25 protein-coding genes are annotated in these 25,592 nt (G+C 40.0%); 9 read left to right on the top strand and 16 right to left on the bottom strand.

Annotation, left to right across the window (positions count from 1 at the left end):
• Nucleotides 1-19: 19 nt before the first annotated feature.
• On the bottom strand, nt 20-892 hold the full coding sequence (locus CK510_RS03575; RefSeq protein WP_095720385.1) for an RnfABCDGE type electron transport complex subunit D: 873 nt from the start codon (nt 890-892) through the stop codon (nt 20-22).
• Between the two features lie 206 nt (nt 893-1,098).
• Between CK510_RS03575 and CK510_RS33230 the strand changes: the two genes are divergently transcribed.
• Both CK510_RS33230 and CK510_RS03570 read left to right on the top strand, forming a co-directional pair.
• Nucleotides 1,099-1,728: a hypothetical protein gene (locus CK510_RS33230; protein ID WP_245911835.1), complete on the top strand. Its 630-nt coding sequence runs from the start codon at nt 1,099-1,101 to the stop codon at nt 1,726-1,728.
• Nucleotides 1,700-4,510 (top strand): tetratricopeptide repeat protein, encoded by a 2,811-nt coding sequence (locus tag CK510_RS03570; RefSeq protein WP_245911834.1) that lies wholly within the window; start codon nt 1,700-1,702, stop codon nt 4,508-4,510. The genes CK510_RS33230 and CK510_RS03570 overlap by 29 nt, the downstream gene beginning before the upstream one ends.
• Here CK510_RS03570 and CK510_RS31430 read toward each other — a convergent pair.
• From CK510_RS31430 to CK510_RS31425, 3 genes are all read right to left on the bottom strand, one after another.
• A complete protein-coding gene (locus CK510_RS31430) occupies nt 4,493-4,648 on the bottom strand; it encodes a hypothetical protein (protein WP_158224831.1) in 156 nt (51 codons plus the stop codon). The genes CK510_RS03570 and CK510_RS31430 overlap by 18 nt on opposite strands.
• Nucleotides 4,649-4,743: 95 nt before the next feature.
• Nucleotides 4,744-5,265 carry a hypothetical protein gene (locus CK510_RS03565; RefSeq protein ID WP_095720384.1) on the bottom strand — a complete coding sequence of 174 codons (522 nt, stop codon included), beginning with the start codon at nt 5,263-5,265 and terminating at the stop codon, nt 4,744-4,746.
• A 715-nt stretch (nt 5,266-5,980) separates the two neighbouring features.
• A complete protein-coding gene (locus CK510_RS31425) occupies nt 5,981-6,145 on the bottom strand; it encodes a hypothetical protein (RefSeq protein WP_158224830.1) in 165 nt (54 codons plus the stop codon).
• Between CK510_RS31425 and psbV the strand changes: the two genes are divergently transcribed.
• Nucleotides 6,129-6,620 (top strand): photosystem II cytochrome c-550, encoded by a 492-nt coding sequence (gene psbV, locus CK510_RS03560; RefSeq protein ID WP_095720383.1) that lies wholly within the window; start codon nt 6,129-6,131, stop codon nt 6,618-6,620. The two genes, CK510_RS31425 and psbV, sit on opposite strands and share 17 nt — an antisense overlap.
• Nucleotides 6,621-6,848: 228 nt before the next feature.
• On the opposite strand, the gene CK510_RS03555 is transcribed toward psbV, so the two are convergent.
• The 6 genes from CK510_RS03555 to groES form a co-directional block, all read right to left on the bottom strand.
• Entirely contained in the window at nt 6,849-7,229 is a 381-nt protein-coding gene (locus CK510_RS03555) for a zinc ribbon domain-containing protein (protein ID WP_095720382.1), read from the bottom strand.
• 41 nt (nt 7,230-7,270) lie between these two features.
• Entirely contained in the window at nt 7,271-7,648 is a 378-nt protein-coding gene (locus CK510_RS03550) for a hypothetical protein (protein ID WP_095720381.1), read from the bottom strand.
• Between the two features lie 362 nt (nt 7,649-8,010).
• A complete protein-coding gene (locus CK510_RS03545) occupies nt 8,011-8,241 on the bottom strand; it encodes a hypothetical protein (RefSeq protein WP_095720380.1) in 231 nt (76 codons plus the stop codon).
• 249 nt (nt 8,242-8,490) lie between these two features.
• On the bottom strand, nt 8,491-8,655 hold the full coding sequence (locus tag CK510_RS32280) for a hypothetical protein (protein ID WP_169926995.1): 165 nt from the start codon (nt 8,653-8,655) through the stop codon (nt 8,491-8,493).
• Between the two features lie 679 nt (nt 8,656-9,334).
• Nucleotides 9,335-10,972 carry a chaperonin GroEL gene (gene groL, locus CK510_RS03540; RefSeq protein WP_095720379.1) on the bottom strand — a complete coding sequence of 546 codons (1,638 nt, stop codon included), beginning with the start codon at nt 10,970-10,972 and terminating at the stop codon, nt 9,335-9,337.
• Nucleotides 10,973-11,101: 129 nt separating this feature from the next.
• A complete protein-coding gene (gene groES, locus CK510_RS03535) occupies nt 11,102-11,413 on the bottom strand; it encodes a co-chaperone GroES (protein ID WP_095720378.1) in 312 nt (103 codons plus the stop codon).
• Nucleotides 11,414-12,508: 1,095 nt separating this feature from the next.
• Between groES and CK510_RS33225 the strand changes: the two genes are divergently transcribed.
• Together CK510_RS33225 and CK510_RS03525 are read left to right on the top strand one after the other, a co-directional pair.
• A complete protein-coding gene (locus CK510_RS33225) occupies nt 12,509-12,679 on the top strand; it encodes a hypothetical protein (protein WP_245911833.1) in 171 nt (56 codons plus the stop codon).
• 334 nt (nt 12,680-13,013) lie between these two features.
• Nucleotides 13,014-13,691 (top strand): response regulator transcription factor, encoded by a 678-nt coding sequence (locus CK510_RS03525; protein ID WP_095720377.1) that lies wholly within the window; start codon nt 13,014-13,016, stop codon nt 13,689-13,691.
• A gap of 712 nt (nt 13,692-14,403) precedes the next feature.
• On the opposite strand, the gene CK510_RS03520 is transcribed toward CK510_RS03525, so the two are convergent.
• On the bottom strand, nt 14,404-15,885 hold the full coding sequence (locus CK510_RS03520) for a cytochrome P450 (protein WP_095720376.1): 1,482 nt from the start codon (nt 15,883-15,885) through the stop codon (nt 14,404-14,406).
• Between the two features lie 109 nt (nt 15,886-15,994).
• Between CK510_RS03520 and CK510_RS03515 the strand changes: the two genes are divergently transcribed.
• Nucleotides 15,995-17,650: a N,N-dimethylformamidase beta subunit family domain-containing protein gene (locus CK510_RS03515; protein ID WP_095720375.1), complete on the top strand. Its 1,656-nt coding sequence runs from the start codon at nt 15,995-15,997 to the stop codon at nt 17,648-17,650.
• A gap of 86 nt (nt 17,651-17,736) precedes the next feature.
• On the opposite strand, the gene CK510_RS03510 is transcribed toward CK510_RS03515, so the two are convergent.
• The 4 genes from CK510_RS03510 to rpmI all read right to left on the bottom strand — a co-directional run bounded on the left by CK510_RS03510 (nt 17,737) and on the right by rpmI (nt 19,981).
• Nucleotides 17,737-18,261 carry a tetratricopeptide repeat protein gene (locus tag CK510_RS03510; protein ID WP_095720374.1) on the bottom strand — a complete coding sequence of 175 codons (525 nt, stop codon included), beginning with the start codon at nt 18,259-18,261 and terminating at the stop codon, nt 17,737-17,739.
• A gap of 105 nt (nt 18,262-18,366) precedes the next feature.
• Nucleotides 18,367-19,203 carry a transporter substrate-binding domain-containing protein gene (locus tag CK510_RS03505; RefSeq protein WP_095720373.1) on the bottom strand — a complete coding sequence of 279 codons (837 nt, stop codon included), beginning with the start codon at nt 19,201-19,203 and terminating at the stop codon, nt 18,367-18,369.
• Nucleotides 19,204-19,376: 173 nt separating this feature from the next.
• On the bottom strand, nt 19,377-19,730 hold the full coding sequence (rplT, locus tag CK510_RS03500) for a 50S ribosomal protein L20 (RefSeq protein WP_095720372.1): 354 nt from the start codon (nt 19,728-19,730) through the stop codon (nt 19,377-19,379).
• A 53-nt stretch (nt 19,731-19,783) separates the two neighbouring features.
• A complete protein-coding gene (gene rpmI, locus CK510_RS03495) occupies nt 19,784-19,981 on the bottom strand; it encodes a 50S ribosomal protein L35 (protein WP_095720371.1) in 198 nt (65 codons plus the stop codon).
• A 176-nt stretch (nt 19,982-20,157) separates the two neighbouring features.
• On the opposite strand from rpmI, the gene CK510_RS03490 reads away from it, so the two are divergent.
• The 3 genes from CK510_RS03490 (at nt 20,158) to CK510_RS03480 (ending at nt 23,045) form a co-directional block, all read left to right on the top strand.
• Nucleotides 20,158-20,736, top strand: coding sequence for an Alr1449 family protein (locus CK510_RS03490; protein WP_095720370.1), 579 nt, complete (start codon nt 20,158-20,160; stop codon nt 20,734-20,736).
• Between the two features lie 134 nt (nt 20,737-20,870).
• Nucleotides 20,871-22,163 carry a DNA methyltransferase gene (locus CK510_RS03485; protein WP_095720369.1) on the top strand — a complete coding sequence of 431 codons (1,293 nt, stop codon included), beginning with the start codon at nt 20,871-20,873 and terminating at the stop codon, nt 22,161-22,163.
• Nucleotides 22,164-22,178: 15 nt separating this feature from the next.
• A complete protein-coding gene (locus CK510_RS03480) occupies nt 22,179-23,045 on the top strand; it encodes a DNA methylase (protein WP_095720368.1) in 867 nt (288 codons plus the stop codon).
• Between the two features lie 11 nt (nt 23,046-23,056).
• On the opposite strand, the gene CK510_RS03475 is transcribed toward CK510_RS03480, so the two are convergent.
• Nucleotides 23,057-25,420: an ATP-dependent helicase gene (locus tag CK510_RS03475; protein WP_095720367.1), complete on the bottom strand. Its 2,364-nt coding sequence runs from the start codon at nt 25,418-25,420 to the stop codon at nt 23,057-23,059.
• Between the last annotated feature and the right edge of the window lie 172 nt (nt 25,421-25,592).

Genomic DNA, 25,592 nt, shown 5'->3' with positions numbered 1-25,592 from the left:
CCGACTTCGTGGGTTTCTTTTAGTTGGGGATTTTTTGTGGGGGGAGGAACCCGACTTGGTGGGGTTGTTCGTTCCATTCAAATGGTTTTTCTTGCCAGAATTTATCTAGTAATAGTGTTAATGGTGCTAGGGCAAATAATGCCCAGAAGACTGCGGTTGATAAATAGAAGTAATTACGTAAGGTGAAAGTGACTATGGCAATAAATAATGCCCAGATAATTCTGGCTATACGGGCATTTGGTATCGATCGCGGATCGGTAATCATGAATAGGGCAAATAGCAGCAATGAACCACTCGTTAAGCGATGGTAGTAAACGTCCCAAGTCCAACCTAACCAGAGATTGCGACATGCTTCGAGTAATGCATATGTACCTAAAAATGTTGCGGTTGTATCCCAACGTCCAACACGTTTGAGAACCATACCACCACATCCAGCAAATATCATGCAGTACCACCAATCTTCTCCCCATTGTCCAGGTGATACCCAAGCATCGGGGGTAATTACCAAAGCGCAAATAATGCCAAAATTTGCAGGATTAAAGAAGTGTTTATTACCAACTTTGAAAAGGAATTTGCTTGCGATCGCACATGTTGCCGCTAACATCATTGTTGTCCAATTGTCTGCCCGCAATAGCAAACTCAATCCTAAGGATGTAATTAAAGCACTACGTACTGATGATGAAAATTGAGGTTTATTTAATACTTCTTGGTCATTAGTTAATGCTTTTTGCCTAAATGCCCAATGCCCCATTATCCATTGCCCAAATAAACATGTAACAATGGCAACTACAATTATTTCTGGTCGTAATGTCCAATCTCTAGTACCGATTCCCAAAATCAGAAATAAAGAGAGGAAAAGGATTTGATAGTCGCGTGCATCTTTAAATAGCATCACCCGCCTAATTCCGGGATTATCCCGTAAAATATCTGAATTTGCATGTCTTAATCTAGACGGGTAGTGGTGAAGATAGTGCCGTCGTTACAGAATTTGTTACAGCTAATCCACAAATGATTAAATTTCCGATTATATTTCTGGAATTACGTAATAATACGGCGAAGATATTATAAATACTATATTAAAAACTATATAAATTGACCATGCCTATTCTCTTCACCTTTGCCCTCAGCCAAAACCAAACTTTTGAACTGCGATCGCATTACGGTAATCGCAAGTTGGATACGTCAGCTTTGGAAAGGTTGATTAATCTCTGTGAGCAAAAATATTACAACCAAGATTTCGACGATAGCATTCAGCTAAAAAATATTGGACGGGAATTGTATCAGTGGTTGGATGGAAAAGAGGGATGGTTACGTCGGGGTTTGGAGGAAAATAGTGACAATAAAATTTATCTCGATTTAATTCAAACCAGTGAAGCGCAGGCTTTAAACCCGCAAACCCAGAAGATAGCGTTAGGGTTGGCGCATTTACCTTGGGAATTATTACATGATGGCTCCGGGTTTTTACTTTCGGAATCGAGTGTTTTACCCGTGCGATCGCTCCAGCAGCGTAACAACAATTTTCCAACTATCCAAAATCGTCCTTTGCGACTGATTTTTATGGCGACTTCCCCAGAACATCCAGACGTTGCCCCTTTGGGTTTTGAGCAGGAAGAGAAAAATATTTTAGCAGCTACAAAAGACCAACCTCTGAGTTTAGTGGTGGAAGAAAGCGGTTCGGTTGAGGAATTGGGGAATTTGGGTGCGATCGTACCCAGAAGATTATTTTGATGTGTTTCATCTAACTGGGCATGGGGTGATTTATACGCAAGCTGCTTTGGGGAGATTTTTAGCAAAAGGTCAGAAAATCAAAGAGAATACGCCCTGTTTTATTACCGAGGATGATTTTGGTAAAGTTGTATTTACGACTGCGGAAGATTTAGGAAAAGCCTTTAAAGGACGGTTTCCACGGGTAATTTTTCTTTCTGCCTGTCACACAGGACAATTGGCAAATGGGGGAACTGTTCCGTCGATGGCACAGGGTTTGGTGAAAGCGGGTGCTGCGGTAGTATTAGGTTGGGCGCGTCCAGTGTATGACAGGACGGGTATTATTGCCGCAACCGCACTGTATCAAGCTTTAGCGACTGGTAAGACGGTGGAAGATGGGATAATTTCGGCACACCAAGAAATGCTCGCACAAGAATGTCCCGATGGGCATTTGTTGAGGGTTTATCGGGATACGCGACAAATTGCCGAACTCGTCACACCACTGCGAACAAAAGGACGAGAAAAATTCAAATTTGCACCAGCCGAACAGGAATTTTTGGATGAGAATAAGATTGTTAAAGTTGCGAATCGGTTTGAATTTGTTGGACGCAGACGCGCTCTACAAAGGTGTTTAAGGGCATTGCGGGAAACTAGCGACGAGGTTGGGGTATTTATTGCTGGGATGGGTGGTTTGGGCAAAAGCTCCCTCGCTGCAAGGCTATGTATGCGGGTTCAGTCGCAACGGGAGAATTTTGAGCGGGTAGTGTTGGTTGGTGTTGCTGATGAGGTGGGGTTAATTAATAAGCTGGCAAATAAATATCAGAGGTATGCTGGTGTTCCGGCATTGTTGAATGAACCGGGAATTACTCTACAGGGAAGATTGCAGAACTTTTTTGAGGCTGTGGAGACGCAGCACGGGAAGCCGTTATTATTGGTTTTGGATGATTTTGAGCAGAATATTCCCCAAGCGAATATTGCAGATGGTAGTTTGCGGATGACTGCCGAAGCTTACCGGGTTTTAGAAGCGATTTGTGCAGCTTTAGCGGAAAACCAAGCCGAGAGTCGATTGATTGTCACCTGTCGCTATCTCCAGGAGGATACCTTACCACAGCATAAATTGCATTTGGAAAGTTTAGCGGGGATGGGTGAAGCTGATATTAATAAGATTTATCTCGAATTGGAAGAGGGAGTTAGGGAAGAGGTACGAAAAAATCGGATAATTAAAATTGCCGACGGAAATCCCCGCTTGTTGAAGTGGTTGGTGGATGTGGTGAAATTGCCGGGTATTCCTGGAGATGAGTTATTGACGAAGTTGGAAGGGAAAAAGCAGGAATTTCGGGAAAATATTTTGGCGGAAACCCTTTTGAATGGGTTGGAAGATGGGGAAAGGGAATTTTTGGCAAGGTTGAGCGTGTTTCGATTGCCCGTGACGGAGGGGATAATATGGAACCTCTCTCCAAACCTCTCTCCTGGGAGGAGGAGAGAGGCTTTAAATTCTCCCCCTTCCCTCGCAGGGAAGGGGGTTGGGGGGTTAGGTTTCTTGCCGAGGTTGATTGCACTCAGTTTGGTGGAATCAGCGACAGTTTACGCGACACAGCAGCCAGAATATCGCGTGACGACGATTTTGGAACCGTTGCTGCAAACTGTGTTAACAACAGAGGAATGGCAAACCACCAGAAAAGCCGCAACCGCAAGCATTTATAAAACTTGGTGGGAAGAGGATGAAAACTACGACGAAGAGCAAGCAAGGGAAATCGTTAGGTTAGGGGTATTGGCTGAAGAAAAAGAAATTGCCGTCACCGTTGGGGATAATATCGCAAGAAATTGGGTAAGTAATAGTCGATATCTGGAAGCGCTGGAAATATGCCGGGAAATTCTCCAATTAGGCGAAGATTACCGAATTTTAGGAACCGTTGCCAGAGCGGAAGTAACTTTGGGTTTGGTTGGGGAAGCGATGACGCATTATCAAAAAGCCTTAGAACTTTGCCCAGAGGATGATTTAATCATAAAAGCCTCCATTTTTCACAACATGGCAGGATTAAAAGCGCAACAGGGAGATATAGAAGGAGCGAGTCCTTCGGATAGCTCCGCTTACGCACTTTATAACCAATCCTTGCTAATCGAAGAATCCATCAACAATGTCCAAGGGAAAGCTGCCACACTCCACCAAATAGCAGGATTAAAAGCCCAACAGGGAGATATAGAAGGAGCGATCGCACTTTATAACCAATCCTTGTCAATCTATGAATCCATCAACGATGTCCAAGGGAAAGCTGCCACACTGAATAATTTGGCTGATTTAAGCTATCAAGCTGGAGATATAGAGAAAGCATTAGAATATCTCCAACAAACCGCTCAAACCTTAGGCGAAATCCGAGATTATGTAAACTTACGGCAGGTTTTGAAAAACTTAGGTGTTGCTGATGAAAGCAAGGAAATTATCTACTTAGCTCAAGCAGTGTGGTTGTGTCTGCGAGTGCAAATACCTTTAATAGCTACCGTAGAAACCTTTGAATCAATGTACCAATCAGTACCCCAAGGCGATGAAATTGAGGCTTTACTGGGTGCAACTGCGGTATATTTGTGTCAGGCTCGCGGTGACAACCATCCGCAATTAGACGAGTTACAACAGCGTAGTTTCAAGATTTTAGCAGGTGCGGCAGGGGCGCAGGGAATTGAAACCCAGGAAGCATTTGATACTTGGTATGTGCAGCAGCAATTAAATGACCCCGAATATTTTATCCCGCGATTATTCGAGCGGTTAGAAGAAATAGTCGCTGATGAATGGTTATTTGAGCGATTTTAGATTCTCGACTGTCTCAAGAAAGCGGGTTTCTCCCCCACTATAAATGCGAATGGAGTACGACAATCCCAAAAACCCACTTTCTCCCCCAACGTGAAAATTCCAACATGCTCCGCTCATCGCAGCATCAAGTTTATTCATTTTGTGAGAAACCCGGTTTCTGGTTTTGCCATCCTGAGTTAGAGACTTTACATCAGGGAGAAACCAGGTTTCTGGAGGATTATTGTTCTGCCAATTTAATTCTTCTCCAAATACTTTTTCACTCCTTCACTCATTTGCAGCAAACTCGGTGTAATTTTACTAGCCAAAAAATCCTCAACCACACGAGCAATCTGCCCAGTAAGAAAAGAAGGGGCACCATGAATTTTATTTGGATCGATTTTCAACTCACCACGACTCTGAATAATGGTATTATTACCATCTTCAATAAAAGAATTTTTTCCTGCACAATAAACTGCTTCCGTAAAAGCACGTGTTTCTAATGTCCATTCCAGTAAAAATTCTTGCTCATTCCAAGTATTATATTCAAGCCAGGAAAGCATATCCTCACTGAGTAAAGCCCTCGCTGCCATTGGAATATCACCACCTCCATGCCACTCATTAACGGTATAAATCATATTATTCGCTTCTTTACGAGACTTAACTTTAATATCGCGAATATCAGGAATATAACGAACAAGTTCCGTTAATTTATCTCTATAGGTAGCGTATACAATCTGACGCGGGAAAGGAATGCGAGTGTCAGTCGAAATTTTCATCGGTTGATAGTTTATGAGTGAGGAAAAAAAAACAAAGATGAAAGCAATGAGGATACAAAAGAAAATTATTATACTTGATGCACTTGTATAGAAAAATAATACATATCACATATCGTGTCACTTCAATTAAAAAAAGATGTTAAGAATATCAGGGAACTTTAGCTAAAAACTCGATCGAGTTGCAATTATTGCATCATATCAATTCTGTGATTACAACTACATAGCAAAATATAGTGAAATTAATTGTGACCAAATGCCATAATAAACGAACTCATGGGTTTATTTACTTACGCAATATTGCAGAAAGGAGACTAATTGTGACTACAGTCACTACCTTTCTGCTCTTTCATTTTTTGGGTTTATAGTCTTTCCCATTGGGGTTCTCTGAAGTTTAATCACATAAAATCAAGACTAAGAAACATAAGTTTACAGTTTTTTTTGATTGATATTTTTGTTGATATTGGCAACTGTACAGACATAAAACCTTCCATACTTAATTATTGATTGGCTGCCAATCAAAGCTGCCAATAAAACGTTACACCAGAATGTATCAACTCAATACTCCTCAAATTTCCCTATTTTCCCTATCTATCAGAATTCTTCCTGCCGCAGTTGTAGTTTAGGCAACCATTAGCGCCCCGAACATGATATTTGTATTACTGTGGCTCAATCTATGTCTGTTAGCTAAATAGCAATTATGCATTTTGCAATTGTTCTATAACGAAGCCAATAGTGGTAACTTCGACGGTGCGACCGAAGTTACACCAAGGGCATTAGTTAATGGATAATAGCTACCAGCTTTATTGAGATTGAGTTTTGCACGAACTTTGCTGTGTTGAGCGTCAAAATCTTTAAGGGGAAAGATGTTAAAAAAAATCATTGGCATTTTTGTTGCTACTGTGTTGCTAACATTTCAGTTCGTTGTTGGTAGTGCGAGTGCAGTAGTACTATCTGAAGCTACTCGTACCGTAACTTTTAACGATATCGGAGACACCACAGTTCTTAGCCTTAAACAAGTCAAAGAAGGAAAACGTTTATTTCAATATGCTTGTGCCCAATGTCACGCTGGTGGTGTGACTAAAACAAACCAAAACGTCGGTCTTGAACCTGGCGCTCTGGCAGGTGCAACACCTAACCGTAATAGCATTGCTGGCTTGGTAGATTACATGAAAAACCCCACTACCTACGATGGAGAAGAAGAAATTTCCGAACTCCACCCTAGTACTAAAAGTGCTGATATTTTCACAACAATGCGTAATTTAACTGACAAAGATTTGGAAGCGATCGCAGGCTATGTTCTGCTGCAACCGAAAATTGTTGGTTCACAATGGGGTGGTGGCAAAATCTACTACTAAATAAACCCTTTGTCTAATTCAAGCAGGGTTGGGTGAAGATAGCTGCGATCGCAAGAATTTTATTCTTTAACGTCCCTATTTCCTTCCCTATCCCTGCTTGCTTGTTTATTTTAAATTAGGGCTGTTAGAGTAAGCCACAAAATAAATGATCCTGTGTTGTCAAGCTACAGAATGACCGAAGAGCATTTCTTTATGTGAAGTTCTCTTAGAGAAAGATTGCCCAATCTCCTAAGATGTTGAAATTGTTATCAATACACAAATTAAAAATAATCCTAAAAACAATAACAGGGTTTGGTTGTTGCGAATCCAATTGAAAATGCGAGATGCCTGTGGAATATCCCGGTATCTATTACTCAATCCTCGATTTTCAATTTGCTGTTCTGCAAAGTTATCATATAGCGTACAGACTTTGGCTAATGGACGTTGGGGATAATTACAACTATCATCCAGATGGTAAGTACAAGCCTTACAGAGGTACTCGTTAGCTACGGCACGATGCAATGGGATTCCAGGATGCCCAAAGGCTTTTAACTCAGCACGACAATAGGGACAAGCGATCGCTTGTAAATCAACTTTTCGTTGACAGCGAGGACAAAATATGCTAGCCAATTTTTTGATTTAAGATTAATTGCTTTAGTACAATGATAATTTTAAGAGTTAGCTTGATTTAGAAAAACTTCATTCATTAACTCTTCAGTCAATAGTTCCTTGTCGGGAACAATCGGTTGTGATTCTAAATCGAGAATTTGCCAGCTTTTTGCCGAACTAATATGAAATTTCATTCCTCCTGATTGTAAAGCTTTGAGAACTTGACGAGTGGTTTCCCGATTTAGCTTTATCTTTTGTGCAATCTCATCGACAGTTCCAGCATCAATGCGATCGCAGCAATCTAATATACTGAGTGCCAAACAATAAGGTTGGTCTAAGTAGGGTCGAATGATTCGCTGAATTTTCTGGGGTAATAAAAATCGAAACCAGAGTAGAAACTTTGTACTTGACCTAATTTTGTTTAAACTATTTTGATTCACTGAATTTATCTTCTCCTCAATCAACACTGACTACCTGCGAAAAGAATATACCTGCAAGGGATAAATCCAGGTTACGCCAGAATTAGATGATGAGACTTCTACCTAAAGTACTATTCCAATGTTATGAACCATGCGATACCCCTCAAAAGTAGCTAGTCTACGGCAACGCTAAAAGCATACATGACAATGGAAAACCAAGAAATAAATTACCTAAAATTAAATTACCGCAAATGATAGGGGGTGAAATACCCTCAAAAAGGATGAAGAGAAAATAATAAACTAATTATAGAGGATGTTTTTTGATTTAAAAGTCCCTAACATCCCGTTAATTTTTATTTGTAATTTCAAGTCAACAACGTCACTTAATTATCTACCGAAGCATCTACGGACGAACGAACTTTTACTCTGTGACGGTAAAAATGCCATCCAAATTGTAAAACCATACCTCCCATAATCACGGGAGAAAGCCAACTCAACCACGCAAAATGAACACCTATCCGAGCTAATCCTAACAGTAATATATCATCAGCAAGACTTAATATAAATATAAATAGCTGTACGGGTAGGTGCTGGTTATTATCGTCAAAATCCATATAGGTATATTGCGTCCCATTGGTTGTTTACACATCCTACTAGATTAGGCAATATATTGGATAAAGTGTTAAATTAGCGACTTTTCTTAACATGGATGATAATATTCGCACCCGTGAGAGAATATATTTTTACATATAGTCTCTTCCCCAAGCATTAAATTTGCAATCCCTGGTGTAATCACTGCCCAAATAATTGTTCTATTTTGACATGCAGCTTCCAATACAGTTTAGTATTCCTAATATTTGTCACTACCACAACATACTTGGTAAACTAGCAAGCACAGTTGCGACAAATGTCCACATCGAAAAGCGCTCAATATCAGCTTCATCCAGTGCAGAACCCATTTGAGATAGGGAGGCAAGCATTGCTCCCAAGAGAAAGCACAAAAGAAAAATGTATTTAAAATTAATCATTATTTCTCCTTACACTTCATCCAAAATAACAGTTGATAAAAGTATGGTTCACCCATGAAACGATACAATTCCAGATAACTTTAATCAATCTTCAACAATTAAATCTCTAATTCAAATAGAAAAACTGTAGTTTCCTAGTCAATTCTCGCAATCTTCATATCAGGATTTTTTATCATTTTAATCTTATAAATATCATTACATGATTCCGCTTGAAAGCTTATAATAAAAGCCTCTCCAGCAATAAAAATCTGAACAATTATGAAATATATCAATAGCAACAAGAGTATATGTCACATCAATACCACCTTTTAGTGTTAGCACAATACCTTTACTCGCAAGTGTTAATAGCGAGCATAAAACATTAAATTATTATTCTTTTAACTAAAAATTCTGTTTTAAGTATCTATCCATAGTTAATAATTCCGCTTATTTCTCTATTCCAATTGGAATATTCTGTGTTGAATTAATAACAAATAAAGCTTGCGACCATATTGTAGGGGAACCCACGGTTGTTTGCCCTGATTTGTATTATCCTGATTTGTACTACATCTAACCGGAAAGTAGGAAGCAGGATATTCCTTCCACTCTGCGTTTAAGACAAAAAAAAGCCACCTCCACGCATGGAGATGACTGTAAATTATACATAGTTGGGCAATATACCCAACCCAAAAGATAAATCTTAGTAATCGAAGTCGCCACCCATACCGCCACCAGCGCCAGCAGGAGCGCCGTCCTTAGGCTCTGGCTTGTCAACAACAATACATTCGGTGGTTAACACCATACCAGCGATGGAAGCCGCGTTTTGCAGTGCAGAACGGGTTACTTTTGCAGGATCAACAATACCAGCAGCGAACATGTCAACATATTCGTTAGTTGCAGCATTGAAACCGACGTTAAAATCTTTCTGCTTAACGTACTCAGCAATTACAGCACCATTTTGACCAGCATTTTCAGCAATTCTCTTCAAAGGAGCAGTTAATGCACGAGCAACAATCATTGCCCCAATTAACTCTTCTTCCTTGAGGTTGCCGCTTGCCCAAGTTTCTAACTCAGGTGCCAAGTGTGCCAAGGTTGTACCACCACCAGGAACGATACCTTCTTCAACTGCTGCTTTAGTAGCGTTGATAGCATCTTCCAAGCGAAGTTTCTTGTCTTTCATTTCGGTTTCGGTAGCAGCACCAACTTTCACAACTGCGACACCACCAGATAATTTAGCAAGACGCTCTTGGAGCTTTTCTTTATCGTAGGAAGATTCAGTTTCTTCCATTTGACGACGAATCTGTTCGCAACGTGCTTTTACAGCAACATCATTACCTTCAGCAACGATGGTGGTGCTGTCTTTGGTAATGGTGATACGACGTGCTTTACCTAGGCTCTCAAGCTTGGCAGTATCTAATCTCAAACCAGCATCTTCGGTGATTAGTTGACCACCAGTCAAAACAGCGATATCTTCGAGCATTGCTTTGCGGCGATCGCCAAATCCAGGAGCTTTGACAGCAGCAACATTCAATACACCGCGCAAACGGTTGACAACCAAAGTAGCTAATGCTTCTTTCTCGATATCTTCAGCAAGAATTACCAAAGGACGACCAGAACGGGCAACTTGTTCGAGGATAGGCACTAAATCTTGTACCAAACCGATTTTTTTGTCGGTTAAGAGCAAGTAAGGCTCGTCAAATACAGTTTCCATACGTTCCGCATCGGTTGCGAAGTAAGGGGAAATATAGCCCTTATCAAAGCGCATACCTTCGGTAATTTCCAATTCGGTGGTCATGGATTTGCCTTCTTCCAAGGAAATCACACCTTCCTTACCCACCTTATCCATCGCTTGGGCAATCATGTTGCCGACTTCTTCGTCGTTACCAGCAGAGATTGAACCAACTTGTGCGATCGCTTTAGAATCTTCAACTGGACGGGCATGTTGCTTGATTTTGTCAACCAAGAAACCAGTCGCTTTGTCAATACCGCGCTTCAGCACGATCGCATTCGCACCAGCAGCAACGTTACGCAAACCTTCTTTGACAATTGCATGAGCCAAAACGGTAGCGGTGGTTGTACCATCACCTGCTGCATCGTTGGTTTTGGAAGCAGCTTGACGAATCAAAGCCACACCAGTATTTTCAACGTGGTCTTCTAATTCAATTTCTTTAGCGATGGTGACACCATCATTAATAATTTGAGGTGCGCCAAATTTCTTTTCTAATACTACGTTACGACCCTTAGGACCAAGGGTGACTGCTACTGCTTCAGTCAAAATATCCATACCACGCTCAAGGGCACGACGAGCGTTTTCGTTGTAAATAATGCGCTTTGCCATAATAATCTAACTTGCTTTGTAAGCTAATTTCTGTGTTTTTGTAAAATACTAAATTGCTAATTGTCAGGGAATCGCTAATCAGTAATCGGGATAAGCCCATTACCCATTAACCATTACCCATTCAACGTCTTAGCTAACAATTGCTAAAATATCTTTTTCAGAAAGTAATACATACTCGTCAGTACCGAGCTTGATGTCAGTACCAGCATATTTGGAGTAAAGAACTTTGTCCCCTACTTTCACATCCATTGACATCCGACCACCATCATCATTGAATTTGCCATCACCGATGGAAACAACTTCACCGACTTGGGGCTTTTCTTTTGCTGTGTCGGGCAAATATAGACCACCTGCGGTCTTTTCTTCAGATGCGCTGACTTTTACGAAAACGCGATCGCCTAAAGGTTTTACTGTTGATACGCTTAAAGATACTGCTGCCATAACAAATTAGTGCCTTCTTAGCACTCTCAACTCCTGAGTGCTAATTTACCTAATTCAGGCTCTAAATTGCAATGAATTTTTGTGTACGGGTTTCCGAACTAAGTTGGTTAGTTGGGAGTAGGTATTGCATTGGGGAAGAAAATTTTAGGAAGGATGACGGTCAAAACAATTCGCAATACTCGCGGAGCGAGAAGCAAGCTACGTAATTCGCAATACTCGCAGAGCGAGAAGCTAAAGCTACGCAATTAGTGCCCACGGATGAATCCGGGGGCTTGAACCAAGCAAAGTTCCTAACTTATTCATCCATAAATAAATTTAGAGAGCAATGGGCGGTGTCGGTTTCCGTCCCGTCCAATTGCGGAGGGCTTGTACCATCAAGGAATAATTGGTCATTAGTATTACGAATTGTGTAGCTTGATTGACTCGACACGAGAAGCTATTACTCCAACCTAAATTTTTGAGATGACTAAGTTGCTAGTTTCCCAGGGACAAATGCTGCGATCGCATTTTTATTTCCCGCTAGAGGTAAACGAACAATATTATTTCCAAATTAAAATAACTTTTTTTGTGATCCATATCACCTTTCCCTGCTTTACCCTTTGCCCCTTGCTCTTTGCCCATTTCCCTTACCGCATCAGTGATTCACCCATACTTAAGTAAAAGTACTCGGTCAAAAATGTTCTCCTAGTTATTTTTCTTTGGTTTATAAATATTTTTGTATCTGCAAATTTATTTGCTCCCCCTGGAAAATTGTTATAGAACAGTAATCAGGAGATGGGAGATGACTCACAACAAGACGGAATTATCAGGTCATAAAATACCGGAAGACACCAAATTTTCCGCAAACAAAGTCCTAAGTAATTCTGTAGATTCTCTCTTCACTTTCCAAAATCCAGCGACATATTTTTTATGCGCTGACCAAACAATTCCAAAATGTTGTCCAAAATGTTGCTCAAAACAAGCTGCGTTGGAATCATGGGAATATCAAAAAAGCGTCTCAAGGAGCTAAAACTCGACCAAATAGAAGAAAATAACCCCAACTACATTTTCTGAGCCAAAGCCAATTGCTTGCGAGTTTGTTGTTCTAGACCGATAATGGTAATTTACTCGGATGGTGTGTGGTATCGCCAAACAACTCCCGAAGTAATAGAACAAATTATTCAAGAACATCTAGTTGGCAATAAAGTGGTAGAAGAATATGCATTTTTACTCCACCCTCTGCCAAATTGCTTCCAAAATGTTGGCGAACAATTAATAGAGGCTTGAACCATGATGAGGATATGAAAAGCAGTAAGCTTTTGTAGAGCATTGATCGGCGTGGGTTAGTTTTTGGGAGCATCTTAAACCAACACACTATTGTGAACTTGAATAATTATTATTTAATCAGTGTTTTTTCACCCTCACTCATCAAAGCGATATATAATAGCGCATTATAAATACTACTGCTCTACGTATCCTTAACTAAAATTTTGCACTGAGTCCTAACTGTCGAAAAAGTGGCGAACATTTTTGAGAGCTAGAGGGACACAGGCGAGTTAAGTGGGGAGAAGCTCACACATTTCTAACGATCCACCATAGAGGAATACGAGTCAATACCCTGATGGACCGAAGCGCGACAATTGCCACTGCTATGAAAGAACCCAGCATGAAAGATCACAAACGACTTCTACTTATTGATGACGACCCAAACCTGATATTGCTGGTGAAGGATTACTTGGAATTCCGGGGATATGAGGTTGTTACTGCCGAAAATGGTCGGGAAGCTCTGGAAATTTTGGAGCAGGATATTCCAGATATGATCATTTGCGATGTAATGATGCCGGAAATGGACGGATATACGTTTGTCGAACAAGTGCGACAAACTGAACGGACAAGTTGGATTCCTGTATTGTTCCTGTCAGCGAAAGGACAAAGTGCCGATCGCGTTAAGGGATTGAATAAAGGTGCTGACGTGTACATGGTGAAACCGTTTGAGCCAGAAGAACTCGTAGCACAAGTCGAATCATCACTCAAGCAAACCATTCGCTGGAAAGAACACCAAGCAAAGGGTGGAGAAAATGGTTCCCGCATCCAAGTTCCTTTCGATGTCCAGTTAACCCCTACCGAACTTAAGGTTGTCCAGTTCGTTGCCAGAGGATTAGCTAACCGCGAAATCGCTGAAGAACTAAACGTTAGTCAGCGAACTGTGGAAAGCCACGTGTCTAACATGTTAGGCAAAACCAACCTCCACAATCGTACCGAACTAGCACGTTGGGCGATCGAAAACCAAATGGCGTAAATCGCTGATTAGGAGTTAAGAGAAATTAGTTGCATAATTTAAGGTGTGAAATAGTAGATGCCGCTTTACACCTGAAAGGTAGCTTTGTCAATCTTGGCAGCCAAATTTTGAATGCAGCTTTTCCCGAAGCATTCAAATATCTGCCTCAGCTTCTGACTCTTAACGCCTAACTCACGATGCACTTAACCTGATAAGCAAAGTTTATCGAAAACTGACTCTTCTATGAGTCTGATAGCGGACACTCTGATTTGCATATCGTAAATTTAAAGAGTGTCATCTTAATTCAGCTTTTGACAATTTGGGCTGGTTTTACCCGATACATTGAGGTAAAATCAGCCTTTCTTCTATGAAGGAAGAAATGTGCTTGAGAAATGTCAAATTTGATTAGTTGTATTCTATCGATTGACCGCAAAAATGTAAATCCGTGTTACAGCAATAATGTTACCAGTAATACCTAATATTCTGCGTGTAGAGAAAATAAAGGGGAAGCAGGCAAGAAGGACAAGAAACCTACAACACCCAATATATCTAGGCTGCTACCCAATTAGAAATTCCCATGAAATTAGAATCAATACTGAGACTAAATCGCACACTTCCTGTCATTGGTTTTGATGACTATCACTTTGTTTGTGGTGCAGGTGGAAATGTGCCAGTGTAAGTACAAGAGAACAAAGAACAGGTATTTAATTCTGATTCCATTCCTAATTTAATTTTACTGGGGTAAATCCACCATTTCTCGCACATTCCCCCGAACTCCCCCAACACCTTGGGTAAATTGACGGTCTTGCTTGTAAACTAGCATCGGCAATCCATTTCTGGGGGACATGACAATCATGCCTTTGCCATCAATTGGTTTTTCCGTAATTAATTGCAACCTGTAACGCATCAACAGCATTGCTAAAACAATCTTGATTTCCATCATCGCAAACCCAGCACCAATACAAATCCGCGAACCTGCACTGAAGGGATTGTATTCGTACATAGTTGGTTCAATTTCTTCCCAGCGCTGGGGGTTAAATTGTTGGGGTTGGGAATAAATCTCGGCACTGTGGTGAGTTTGGTAAATACTCACGAAAACTTCCGTACCTGCGGGAATTTCAAAACCACCTAAAGTTGTGGTTTCTGAAGCAACACGACCATTCCAAGGAATTGATGGTAATACACGCATACTTTCTTTGACAACCCGCTCTAATAAAGGTAGCTGTTGTAACTGTTCCACAGTTGGGGGTTCACCATGCAAAACACTTTCCAGTTCATCGAGTAAATCTGCTGCCACTTGGGGATGTTGGGAAAGCAAAAATAGTACCCAAGCGATCGCATTGGTGCTGGTGTCGTGTCCGGCTGCGAAAATCGCGGTAACATGTCCTAAAAGCTCATCTTCGGTCAATGTCAAACCGCTATCTGCGTCTTTAGCTTGGATGAGCATGGAAAGAACATCCCCACCATCCACACCACTTGTAGTTCGACGACGAATAATATCCCGCATTTCCCCGTCGAGTTCCAGCATGGCATCAAGTAAATAGTGATAGGGCAAGCCGGGAATATCGAATGGTAAAATTGCGATCGCAGGATTTCCCAGTCGCTTCCCAAATTTTTTCAATAGTCTGACTAATTCTTCTCCTCCTTGGTTGACATCTTCACCAAACAAGGTTTTACTGGCAACCCGCATTGTCAATCGACGCATCAACTCAACTACATTGACAATTTCACCAATTTGTAGTCCATCTAGTTCCGATTGGATAATATCTACCATCTCATCGCGGTAAGATTCGATACGTTGTCGATGAAATGCAGGCATCAAAAGTTGTCGGTGTTGACGATGTTCTCCACCATTAACACCAAATAAACCGACAAGAATATGATTGAAAGGTTTGGTACGCGGTGAATCGTTCTGCTTACCGTACAAAATGCCAATTAAAGGACACTTATGGAAAACATCATGTTGACTGGTAACTTCACGAACAATATCTGCACCGTAAGCGATGACCGTACCAGGACAATTTGGATAGGGAGAATAAATATTTGTACCACCTTCTGCGAGTAAGGAGACTACTGAACCATAGTTTTGGAATAATTGACGTGACAAACTAATGGAGTCATCCACAAACTTGAACATTTGGATTAGATTTCCAAATAGGGGAGAAGAATGGGGACCTGGTACTGTTAATTTAGGCTTTTTGGTAGTTGCAATCATTGTATCATTGTATACGAGATTAGTTTGTCAATAAAATTAACAATGCCATAATTAAAATGGCACAGTCAGATTTGAATGACTCAAATACTAACAAAACAGTTCAAATCAAATGTTACTTGGAAAACAATTAAATTGCTACACAATAGTATGCAAAGTCTTACTTTCAGTATTCTTATCTACGATTACAGCTTTATTCTTTTTTCAAATACCAGTATATGCAATCGATCCAGTCATATCGCAACAGCAAAGTAATTCCATTGTTCTCGAAAATAATAAACTAGGGACAACAGATTGGCAGTTACGAAATCCTGCAAAAAATCGCGAAATAGAAGGCTATGCATCTCTAACTAGCGTCAATAGAGGTGGTGAAATAAAGCTTTTTGTTAATACTAAAGACCCAGGATATACAATCGAAATATATCGTATGGGTTGGTATCAAGGTAAAGGTGGACGACAAGTTTCACCAGGGATATTTCGTCAAGCAACCAAGCAGCCATCACCAATAGTTGACCAAGTAACAGGTTTAATTGAATGTGATTGGAAAAAACCTTATGTATTAAAAATACCCAGTAAGTATGATGATTTATCGCAATGGGTAAGTGGATTTTATTTAGCAAAACTAACAGGTAGTAGAAGCGGAAAACAAAGCTATATTATTTTTGTTGTCCGTGATGATTCTCGCCCTTCAGATATTTTATTTCAATCAAGTGTCACCACATATCAGGCATATAATAATTGGGGTACAATGTCACTTTACCGTTGGAATAGTCAAGGAAAACAAGCTTCAAAGGTTTCCTTCAATCGTCCCTATGCTAAAAGTCCCAATCGTGTTGCTGCATATGGTGTTGGTGCTGGGGAGTTTTTAACTAATTTTCAGCCAAAGCGTCGTACTTCTAATTCTGGATGGGAGTATAATATAGTGCGCTGGTTGGAAAAAAATGGCTATGACGTGACCTACGGTACTAATATTGATACCCATGAAAATAATTTAGATGAAATTAGCGGCAAGTCAATGCTTTTGCTACATAAAGCTTTTCTATCAGTGGGACATGATGAATATTGGTCGTGGCAGATGCGTGATAATGTGGAAGCTGCACGAGATGCAGGTGTAAGTTTGGGTTTTTTCTCTGCAAATACTTGTTATTGGCAAATTCGTTTGGAACCAAGTCGAATTAGAGGGGATATTAACCGTATAATTGTCTCCTACAAAGAAGGAGAAGCATTAGATCCTTTTGCACGCGATCGCGATCCTAATAATGATTATCTCATCACAACCCTATGGCGAAGAAAGCCAATTAATCGTCCTGAGGATATGTTAATTGGGGTTATGTATGACACGTTTCAGGTAAATGCGGATATTCTTATCCAAAATACCGCTCCAGAATGGTTCATTGCGAATACACAATTGAGCAAAAATACGGCACAAACTTCAAAAAACTTATTTGGTTTTGGTAATTCCACAACAAAAGAAATCCGGTTAACAGGTTTGTTGGGGTATGAAGTTGATAAAATGTTCAATTCCGCACCGGAAAATACTATTCGTATTGCCCATTCACCATACCGTCATGGTGGTCGCACCAAATATTCAGATATGACAGTTTATACTGCGGATTCTGGAGCTACGGTATTTGCCACGGGTACTATACAGTGGAGTTGGGGTTTAGATAATTTTAATGCACCACAGTTACGTCCTTCGTTGTTGAGTCAAGACGCACAAGTAATTACTAGGAATGTATTAGCGAAAATGCTCAAAAAAAGTTCGTAATAGTGTTTATTTATCCCTCATATACCTGACTTTTATTTTATTTATATCCCCTTTAGAAAAGTAGGGGATATGTTGAGTAAAATATTTTAAGCTGATACTAATCGACGCAAAGATTCTGCACGACGTTTCGCAGTTGGGTTATTGGGTTCCCGCTTCAGTGCTTCCTCGTACATTTCTAATGCTTGCGATGTTAATTTTTTACCTTCATAAGCATGAGCTAAATTGTTGTAAGCAATAACGTAGTCAGGCTTTGATTTAAGTGCTGCTTTATACTGGCGAATCGCTAAGTCTAACTGGTCTTGACTGAAGTATACGAAACCAAGACCATTATGAATGTAAGCAATATTTTCCTCTCCTTCATCTTCTGCTGATTTGAGTGCTTTTTGAAACAGACTAATCGCTTGGGAGTAGAGTTTTTTCTCCGAGTAAATACTTGCTAGTTCATAGTATTCCTGGGTTGTACCTGCTTCCTTGGAGAGCTTGTTCCGCAGTCGAGAAAAGGAACCTTCCATCCGACGACTTTTAAACACTTCCGTGAAGACGTTCACAACTACAAACGCCAGTAGTAGTACTAATGCACCAAGGTAAAAACCTACAAATTTACTATCCATTGTTTTTATTGTTTTTAATATTAAATAAACGTCGCTACTTCTATTACAGCAGATTTTGGAATACAGAATACGTATTCAGAATACAGTATTTAGAAGTAAAAGGCTTTATTTTCTGACTGTTGCATCCAATAATCGAGATGGTGGTAAACCCCAATATTTGATCCGTTCTTGCAACCATCCCGTCTCTAAATAGTTTGCGATCGCACTATCTACTGTTCTCCTTAATTTATCATTTTGCAAGCCTTTGGCGATGACTACGCATAATGGTTCGGTGGAAAGTTTGATATCTAATAATTTATATTGGGGATTTTGTCTTACCCAACCACTTAATAAGCTACCATCTGCGGCAAATGCTGCAATATTACCAGTTTCCAACAGGTTTTGCCCTTGTTTGTAGGAATCAACCCCAACTAATTCGGAATTAGGTATAAAATATTTGATTCTCGCTATCGTATCTGAACCGCGTAAAACTCCTATTTTGCGTTGTTTGAAGTCGCTTAATCGTTGAAGAGAAGTATTTTTGGTTATTAATAACGCACTATCTAAATAGTAAGGAATACTGAAATTTAACAATCGGGAGCGGGATTCGGTAGCTGTGAATCGAGCAATGAGAATATCGACTTTGTTATCTAAGACTTGGGAAATGCGATCGCGATTTTGTACGGGGATTAATTTAAAGGCTTTGGGTTTTCCCAATAAATCTTGAGCGAGTCGTTGAGCAATATCGATTTCTAAGCCTTGTAGATTACCTTTAGCATCATGAAACCCTAGAGGTGGCAGATTATCCTTAACAGCAATTTTAATATAACCACGTTGCTGAATTTCAGATAATTTGCTGGCATTCGCTGGCAAAGTAAAAGTTGGGAAAATAGAAAAGCTACAAAATAAAAGGCAAAAGGCAAAAATCAGGAGAAACTTCCGACACCATCCAAACAAATCCATACAAACTAAACTTAGCAATGCCGACTGATTGTAACCCAGTTTGTGAGTATAGTGTTTGTATATAGGGGTTATCGGTTGTACCCAATACACTGACCTAACCCCCAACCCCTTCCCTGCAAGGGAAGGGGAGTAAGAATCCCATCCTGAGAATACTCACCTTTTACCCTTCATCTTTATTTGACTTGGCTTGCCATTTCAGCGATTTTTGCAAATCCAGCAGGATCGAGAACCGCAATTTGAGCCAACATTTTACGATTGATCTCAATTTCGGCTTTTTTAAGATTACCGACAAACTTGCTATAGCTCATCCCATGTAGACGAACAGCAGCATTGATCCGAGTAATCCAGAGACGACGAAAATCACGCTTTTTCTTTTTGCGATCGCGGTATGCACTACGGAGTGCTTTCATTACCTGTTGGTTAGCGGTACGGAACAGGGTTGAATGGGAACCGCGAAAACCTTTAGCTAGCTTGAGAATTTTTTTGCGGCGTTTGCGTGCTACATTACCGCGTTTTACTCTGGTCATGATTTAGATTCCTGAACAATGATTCCTGAAAATACACTTAAAAATCGAACAATTTACAAATAAGGAAGCATCAAGCGCACGTTTTCAGCATCACGATCGTCAACAACTGCCATTTTCGACATCTTGTTCTTTTTGCCTCGACTTTTATGTTCGAGCAGGTGGTTTTTGAAAGCCTTACGACGCATGATTTTTCCTGTACCAGTGGCACGGAATCGCTTCGCCGCAGCTTTGCGAGTTTTGAGCTTAGGCATATTTTTACATTTATTCGACACAATCTAACATAATACTATGTTTTTTCTTCAGCCATCCAAGTTTTCATCATTACGACTGGAAATCTGAATTATCCAAATTAAGTTCAGATATTGTTGAGTGGATGGGAACTTGATATTATAAATCTTGAGAGACATGAATCACCAGAGAAAGCACTATGGCAAAGCGTAAGAAAAGCAATCTCCAGTGGATTAAAGAAACCCTTGACCTGAAACCCGATCATCATTGGGAAGGTCCAGAAGGTTATAAAATTTTTGTAGCGGGTAGGGGAGCTGTTCGCTTCAATGTTCCCCAGAAGTGGGTTTTTGAACCCCAAGAGAAATCATTCAAGTTCCTCGACAAGAAACCACCCCATGATGATTGCGCTTTGGAAGTATCTTACAATCACTTGCCACCCAATGACTGGAGTCTATTTCCTCTAAAAACGACTTTGAAGAAAATCATGGCAGACGATGAGCGAAATGTGATTGAAAGGGGAGAAGTGATTCTCGTCAAGCGTCAAACAGCCAGGATTATGTGGATGGAGATTAAATTTATTGATAACCAAACAGAACCACGGGAAGCTTTTTCGCGAACTTGTATTGCTTTGGGATCGAATATTCAGTGCTTGATTACCTTCGATTATTGGGCAGATCAAGCAGAACAACTAATACCCGTTTGGGATGAAGTCATGCGATCGCTCACCTTGGGACTATACATCAGCGACCCCAGAACTGGTTTAGCTTTCCCCGATTAAACCAAGACTGATTTTGCTTAGTCTGAATTTTCTTGCATTTTTCATGAGAATATTTAGTGCAATGACATGCATTACACATTACCAGTAATGCTCAGTCGCAAGTAGTAATATTGCTACCAGTCTCATGATTATGTATGGTTAAACAATTTGAATTGCCGCTAAAAAAAATTTTAACTTCATCTTCACCCTCTATTGATACAGCCTCAACCTTTAAAGATAATATGAAATTGCCAGTTCATCGCTGGTTTAGGTATAGTGCTGGATTTTCTGCTCAATGGGTTGAGGCTATTATTAATCAAGCGCAAGAAATGGGAAGAGTCACAGTTTTAGATCCATTTGTGGGTTCAGGGACAACTTTGCTTGCCTCTGAAAAATTAAGAGTTGAATCTTATGGAATTGAAGCTCATCCTTTTATTTTGCGTGTAGCTCAAGCAAAACTGTTATATCGAACAAATACAGACACTTATCTTAATTTTATAAATAAAGTTATAAAAGTTTCTCAAAATTTACAAGCTCGTATCGATAATTATCCAAAATTAATTCGTGAATGTTTTAAAGACGAGGCATTAGAACATTTAGATAAATTAAGGCAAGCTTGGGAAAAATTAGCTGATGATTCTCCTGAATCTCAATTAGCTTGGTTAACACTTATAACTATTCTTCGTCCTGTTTCCCATGCAGGCACAGCACCTTGGCAATATATTTTACCAAATAAGAGAAAGCAAGTATCTGTAGAGCCTATGCTTGCTTTTAAACTAATGGCAGAGACTATAGCTGCGGATATAACAATTGCGAGCAATACAACAAACACTTTCGCTAATTTAATTCAATCTGATGCACGTACTTGTGAGGGTATTCCCGATAAGTTTGCTAGTTTAATAGTCACATCTCCTCCATACGCAAATAATTACGATTATGCTGATGCTACACGATTAGAAATGTGCTTTATGCAAGAAATATCTGGTTGGGGTGATTTACAAACTACAATCAGGCAATATTTAGTTCGCTCTTGTTCTCAACATGTTACAACTAAGAATGTCAATATTGATGAAATTTTAGAATCCCCTGCATTAGAACCTATTAAACCTGCTATTCTTGAAATCTATTATCGTTTATCCGAAGAAAGAAACTTTCATGGTGGGAAAAAAAATTATCATTTGATGATAGCTTGTTATTTTTTTGATATGGCTCAAGTTTGGCAATCACTTCGCAGAGTCAGTAAAAGTGATTCTCAAGTCTGCTTTGTAATTGGTGATTCTGCACCTTATGGAATATATGTTCCTGTAATTGAGTGGATGGGATTATTAGCACAAGCAGCAGGGTTTAAAGAGTTTCAATTTGAAAAGTTCCGTGACCGTAATATAAAGTGGAAAAACCGTAAACATCAAGTTCCTTTATGCGAAGGTTGTTTGTGGATTCAAGGATGAATCGGTAGTATAAAAATGGCAGAATCTTTTTCTCACAAATGGGGTCAGATAATTGGTAATCTGATTCAAGAGTTTATTGGTGAAACACTTCAAATACTTGCAAACGAGCATAATCTTTATTTAGATTACCAAAAAAAGCGTAAGGCAAGAATCAGTAAAAAAGTTTCTTGGCAAGATAGATATGGTAATTTTCACGACCTAGATTATGTTCTCGAACGAGGGGGAACTGAAGATATTCGTGGACTTCCAGCAGTGTTTATTGAGACTGCATGGAGACGTTACACCAAACATTCAAGAAATAAAGCTCAAGAAATAGAAGGAGCGCTACTTCCACTCGCAGAAACTTACAGTCACTTGAATCCATTTTTAGGTGTAATTTTAGCAGGTATATTTACTCAAGCTTCGTTAGAACAATTAGATTCAAAAGGCTTTAAAGTTCTTTATTTAAAGTATGAAAAAATAGTTCAGGCATTTGCTGTTATTGGTATAGATGCATCTTTTGATGAAAAAACACCCGAAGAAGAATTTAAACACAAAATTGCCCAATGGAAAAATTTATCAACAGATAATATTATCAACATAAAAAATCAATTAATACAACTAGAAAAAGATAATATCGATAACTTTATCATAACTATAGAGAGGTCTTTGGCTAGAAGGATAGAAGGAGTAAGTATTATAATTTTGCATGGACAAATTCAAATTATCAATTCGATTGAAAAGGCAATTGAATATGTTCAAAATTATCAAGACAATCAAGCAACTTCTGCTCCTGCTTTAAGGTATGAAGTTGATATTCGCTATAACAATAGTGATATTATCCATGCAATTTTCCAAAGCAAAGTAGAAGCGATCGCATTTCTCAGAACCTTTGCATCTTAGCTGTTTGCTGCCTACGCTAAATCAACAACAGAGTCAGGAAATTGCCTTTTCAACGCTGGAAACACTGGACAAGGATTTTGTTCTTGCAAATTCTGCGGTTTACTCCAAGTAAAAGGAGCTTTCCTCGCAGCAGACATCCACAACATCCGCTTTGCCCTCGTCATTGCCACATACAGCAACCTATACTCTTCAGCTATTTTCAAATATTTTGCCTGTTCCCAAGCTTCCGTAATCGTCGGAATATTTTCCTTCCCGTGATGGAGAGCAACGCGAATTTGGGCGCGAGCAACTTCTGATAAAGTAAAACTACCCAAAAATTGACTTTGTGGTGGCACCCAAAATTTTCCAGGTATTAAATTCTCATGTAAAAATGGGATAAATACGTAATCCCAATCCAATCCTTTTGCCTTGTGCATGGTAATAATGGTCAACTGTCCACCACGGGTATAGCGAGCTTCCAAATCGTCAGTTTCCACCGCTTCAAACCGCTCTGAACCAACAATCTCGCTGAGTGTACCCAACATTGACCCCATCGAACTACTACCTGCAATTTGCAAATTAACGCGATCGCTCAATTTATCGGCTGTGGCAAGTTCGGCTTGGTCGTAATTCAATGCCAGAGCAATAAACGAAATTAATTGATACAACGGTAATTCCAATTTTGCCCTTAGTAAACTCCGACACAGGCGAGCCGCCCGTTGTACGGGTTCGGGTTGGGGTGCTACTAAAGCTGTAGGATAAAGAAAATCCTCTGGTTCGGCAGCAAGGGCATTCAAATCTTGAGTTGGGATTAATTGACGCTTGACCATCACCTCCAAACTCGCTTTGAGGTAATCGGGGGAATGGGGGCGATCGCAGAATTGCAGCAATGATAAAATTTCCGCAGGTACATGGGAATGGCGATCGCGTTCTCCAGCATCGTAAAGAATTATTTGATTCTCTTTACAAATAGGTGTAAGTGCTTCTGCTAACCATCTTCCTTGACGATTCTCCCGCACTAGTACAGCAGCACTGGTTTTACTCGGTTCATCTGCAAACAGTTCGATAACCCTCTGTTGCAGCAACTCAACGGTATGGTGAATATCGCGAGGTGTATACAGTTCCAACCCACGTCCAATATGGGGGGGATTTGCATCGGGTTGGGGGTCATTTGGATCGACTGTGCAAATCATCTGCTGACGGAAGGGTACGGGGAATTGGGGAGTGACTTCAGCTTTTCCCTTTCCCCCCACATACAGACTATTCACCCAATTCAGCATAAAATTCGCTGCTTGAATCACAATCGGAGTACTACGTCCAGCTCGATCCATTGTTGCCAGTCGTTCAATCCCGTCACATTCTTCGCAAAATTCCCGGAAATAAATTGGATCGGCAGGGGTAAATGTGGAATTTATCGCTTGGTTTGGATCACCAACACGAATTAGATTTATTTGCTCATTCTGACTATTCTCTAAATCTGTTGCCAGAAGTTCTAAAAGCTTTGTTTGTAAAGGGCTTGAATCCTGTGCTTCGTCTTCAAAAACAGCAAACACTTGATTTTGTTCAATGCGTCGAGCGTAAGAGTTATTTAATACCCGTAATGCAGCTAATATCATGTCGTCGTAGTCGATAAAGTCACGCGATCGCATCAATTCCTGATACTGTTCGTATAATCCGGCTGCGACATTGAGGATTTTGTATTCGTCGTTGGTATATTTGCTATATTCCCGTAACTCTTCTGGTGATAAACCTGAACTTTTAGCTTCATGAATTACCGTTGTTGCTAAGTCGGGTAATACTTCAGTTCGCAATACGGATTGTCTCCGTAATTTTTCGGTTTCTTCACCGTCAAAGTTAAGACCTTCGAGTAAGCGAATATAGCGCCCAGGATTGTATGCAATCCACTTTTCAACGGCATTACGTAAAATGCGATGACTTTGGTTTGCTGTAACTAAAGTTACTTCATCGAGTTGCAAACCAGATAAATCTGGGTGACGACTAGCTATATTTAAAGCTAAACCGTGGAGAGTTTGGACAACAAACCCAGTTTGAGGTAAGGATAATTGACGTAAATAGTCGCGGATTTTGACTTTAATATTTGCCGCAGCAGAACGGGTAAAGGTGACAACGACTAATTGACGACGGGTATTGCGTAGCGTATTAGCATTGCGCTCATATTGACGTGCGATCGCGATCGCAGCAGCAGCAGCCATACCTGTAGACTTACCTGCCCCTGGAACCGCAGAAACAGCTAATTTCCCACCTTCCCAGTCTGCCATTTGTTGTTGTCCCAGTCGCAAGCTATTACGAATATTTACAATTGCTTGACTTCTTAACAATGATGCTGATTCAAGATTATTTTGCACCACTGTATCTGTAAAATTCGCATCGGACATAAAAAAGTTAGGAGTTAGGAATTTTGAGCTAATACATTAAATTTTAGGTTACTGAAGGAACATTCGTAATACCTGAAACGATGTAGAGATAAGATACCCTTCGGCTTCGTTCAGGGTAACATGTCATGTCTCTTTTATATTCAATTAAAATACATAATATTGTAATTAGAAG

The sequence above is a fragment of the Brunnivagina elsteri CCALA 953 genome (assembly GCF_002289455.1).
GTDB classification, from domain to species: domain Bacteria; phylum Cyanobacteriota; class Cyanobacteriia; order Cyanobacteriales; family Nostocaceae; genus Brunnivagina; species Brunnivagina elsteri.
The sequence above is the reverse complement of the archived record's forward strand: the minus strand, read 5'-3'. Positions and strand labels throughout refer to the sequence as shown.

Bases quoted from the DNA above. Each gene is read 5' to 3' on its own strand.
- CK510_RS03520 (WP_095720376.1), bottom strand. From the start codon at position 15,885: ATGATTGCAACTACCAAAAAGCCTAAATTAACAGTACCAGGTCCCCAT.
- CK510_RS31425 (WP_158224830.1), bottom strand. From the start codon at position 6,145: ATGATTTTTTTTAACATCTTTCCCCTTAAAGATTTTGACGCTCAACAC.
- CK510_RS03575 (WP_095720385.1), bottom strand. From the start codon at position 892: ATGCTATTTAAAGATGCACGCGACTATCAAATCCTTTTCCTCTCTTTA.
- CK510_RS33230 (WP_245911835.1), top strand. From the start codon at position 1,099: ATGCCTATTCTCTTCACCTTTGCCCTCAGCCAAAACCAAACTTTTGAA.
- CK510_RS03565 (WP_095720384.1), bottom strand. From the start codon at position 5,265: ATGAAAATTTCGACTGACACTCGCATTCCTTTCCCGCGTCAGATTGTA.
- CK510_RS03505 (WP_095720373.1), bottom strand. From the start codon at position 19,203: ATGGATTTGTTTGGATGGTGTCGGAAGTTTCTCCTGATTTTTGCCTTT.
- CK510_RS03490 (WP_095720370.1), top strand. From the start codon at position 20,158: ATGGCAAAGCGTAAGAAAAGCAATCTCCAGTGGATTAAAGAAACCCTT.
- CK510_RS33225 (WP_245911833.1), top strand. From the start codon at position 12,509: ATGGTAATTTACTCGGATGGTGTGTGGTATCGCCAAACAACTCCCGAA.
- groES (WP_095720378.1), bottom strand. From the start codon at position 11,413: ATGGCAGCAGTATCTTTAAGCGTATCAACAGTAAAACCTTTAGGCGAT.
- CK510_RS03485 (WP_095720369.1), top strand. From the start codon at position 20,871: ATGGTTAAACAATTTGAATTGCCGCTAAAAAAAATTTTAACTTCATCT.
- rpmI (WP_095720371.1), bottom strand. From the start codon at position 19,981: ATGCCTAAGCTCAAAACTCGCAAAGCTGCGGCGAAGCGATTCCGTGCC.
- CK510_RS32280 (WP_169926995.1), bottom strand. From the start codon at position 8,655: ATGATTAATTTTAAATACATTTTTCTTTTGTGCTTTCTCTTGGGAGCA.
- rplT (WP_095720372.1), bottom strand. From the start codon at position 19,730: ATGACCAGAGTAAAACGCGGTAATGTAGCACGCAAACGCCGCAAAAAA.
- psbV (WP_095720383.1), top strand. From the start codon at position 6,129: ATGTTAAAAAAAATCATTGGCATTTTTGTTGCTACTGTGTTGCTAACA.
- CK510_RS03545 (WP_095720380.1), bottom strand. From the start codon at position 8,241: ATGGATTTTGACGATAATAACCAGCACCTACCCGTACAGCTATTTATA.
- CK510_RS31430 (WP_158224831.1), bottom strand. From the start codon at position 4,648: ATGAATAAACTTGATGCTGCGATGAGCGGAGCATGTTGGAATTTTCAC.
- CK510_RS03475 (WP_095720367.1), bottom strand. From the start codon at position 25,420: ATGTCCGATGCGAATTTTACAGATACAGTGGTGCAAAATAATCTTGAA.
- CK510_RS03510 (WP_095720374.1), bottom strand. From the start codon at position 18,261: ATGGATAGTAAATTTGTAGGTTTTTACCTTGGTGCATTAGTACTACTA.
- CK510_RS03515 (WP_095720375.1), top strand. From the start codon at position 15,995: ATGTTACTTGGAAAACAATTAAATTGCTACACAATAGTATGCAAAGTC.
- CK510_RS03480 (WP_095720368.1), top strand. From the start codon at position 22,179: ATGGCAGAATCTTTTTCTCACAAATGGGGTCAGATAATTGGTAATCTG.
- groL (WP_095720379.1), bottom strand. From the start codon at position 10,972: ATGGCAAAGCGCATTATTTACAACGAAAACGCTCGTCGTGCCCTTGAG.
- CK510_RS03525 (WP_095720377.1), top strand. From the start codon at position 13,014: ATGGACCGAAGCGCGACAATTGCCACTGCTATGAAAGAACCCAGCATG.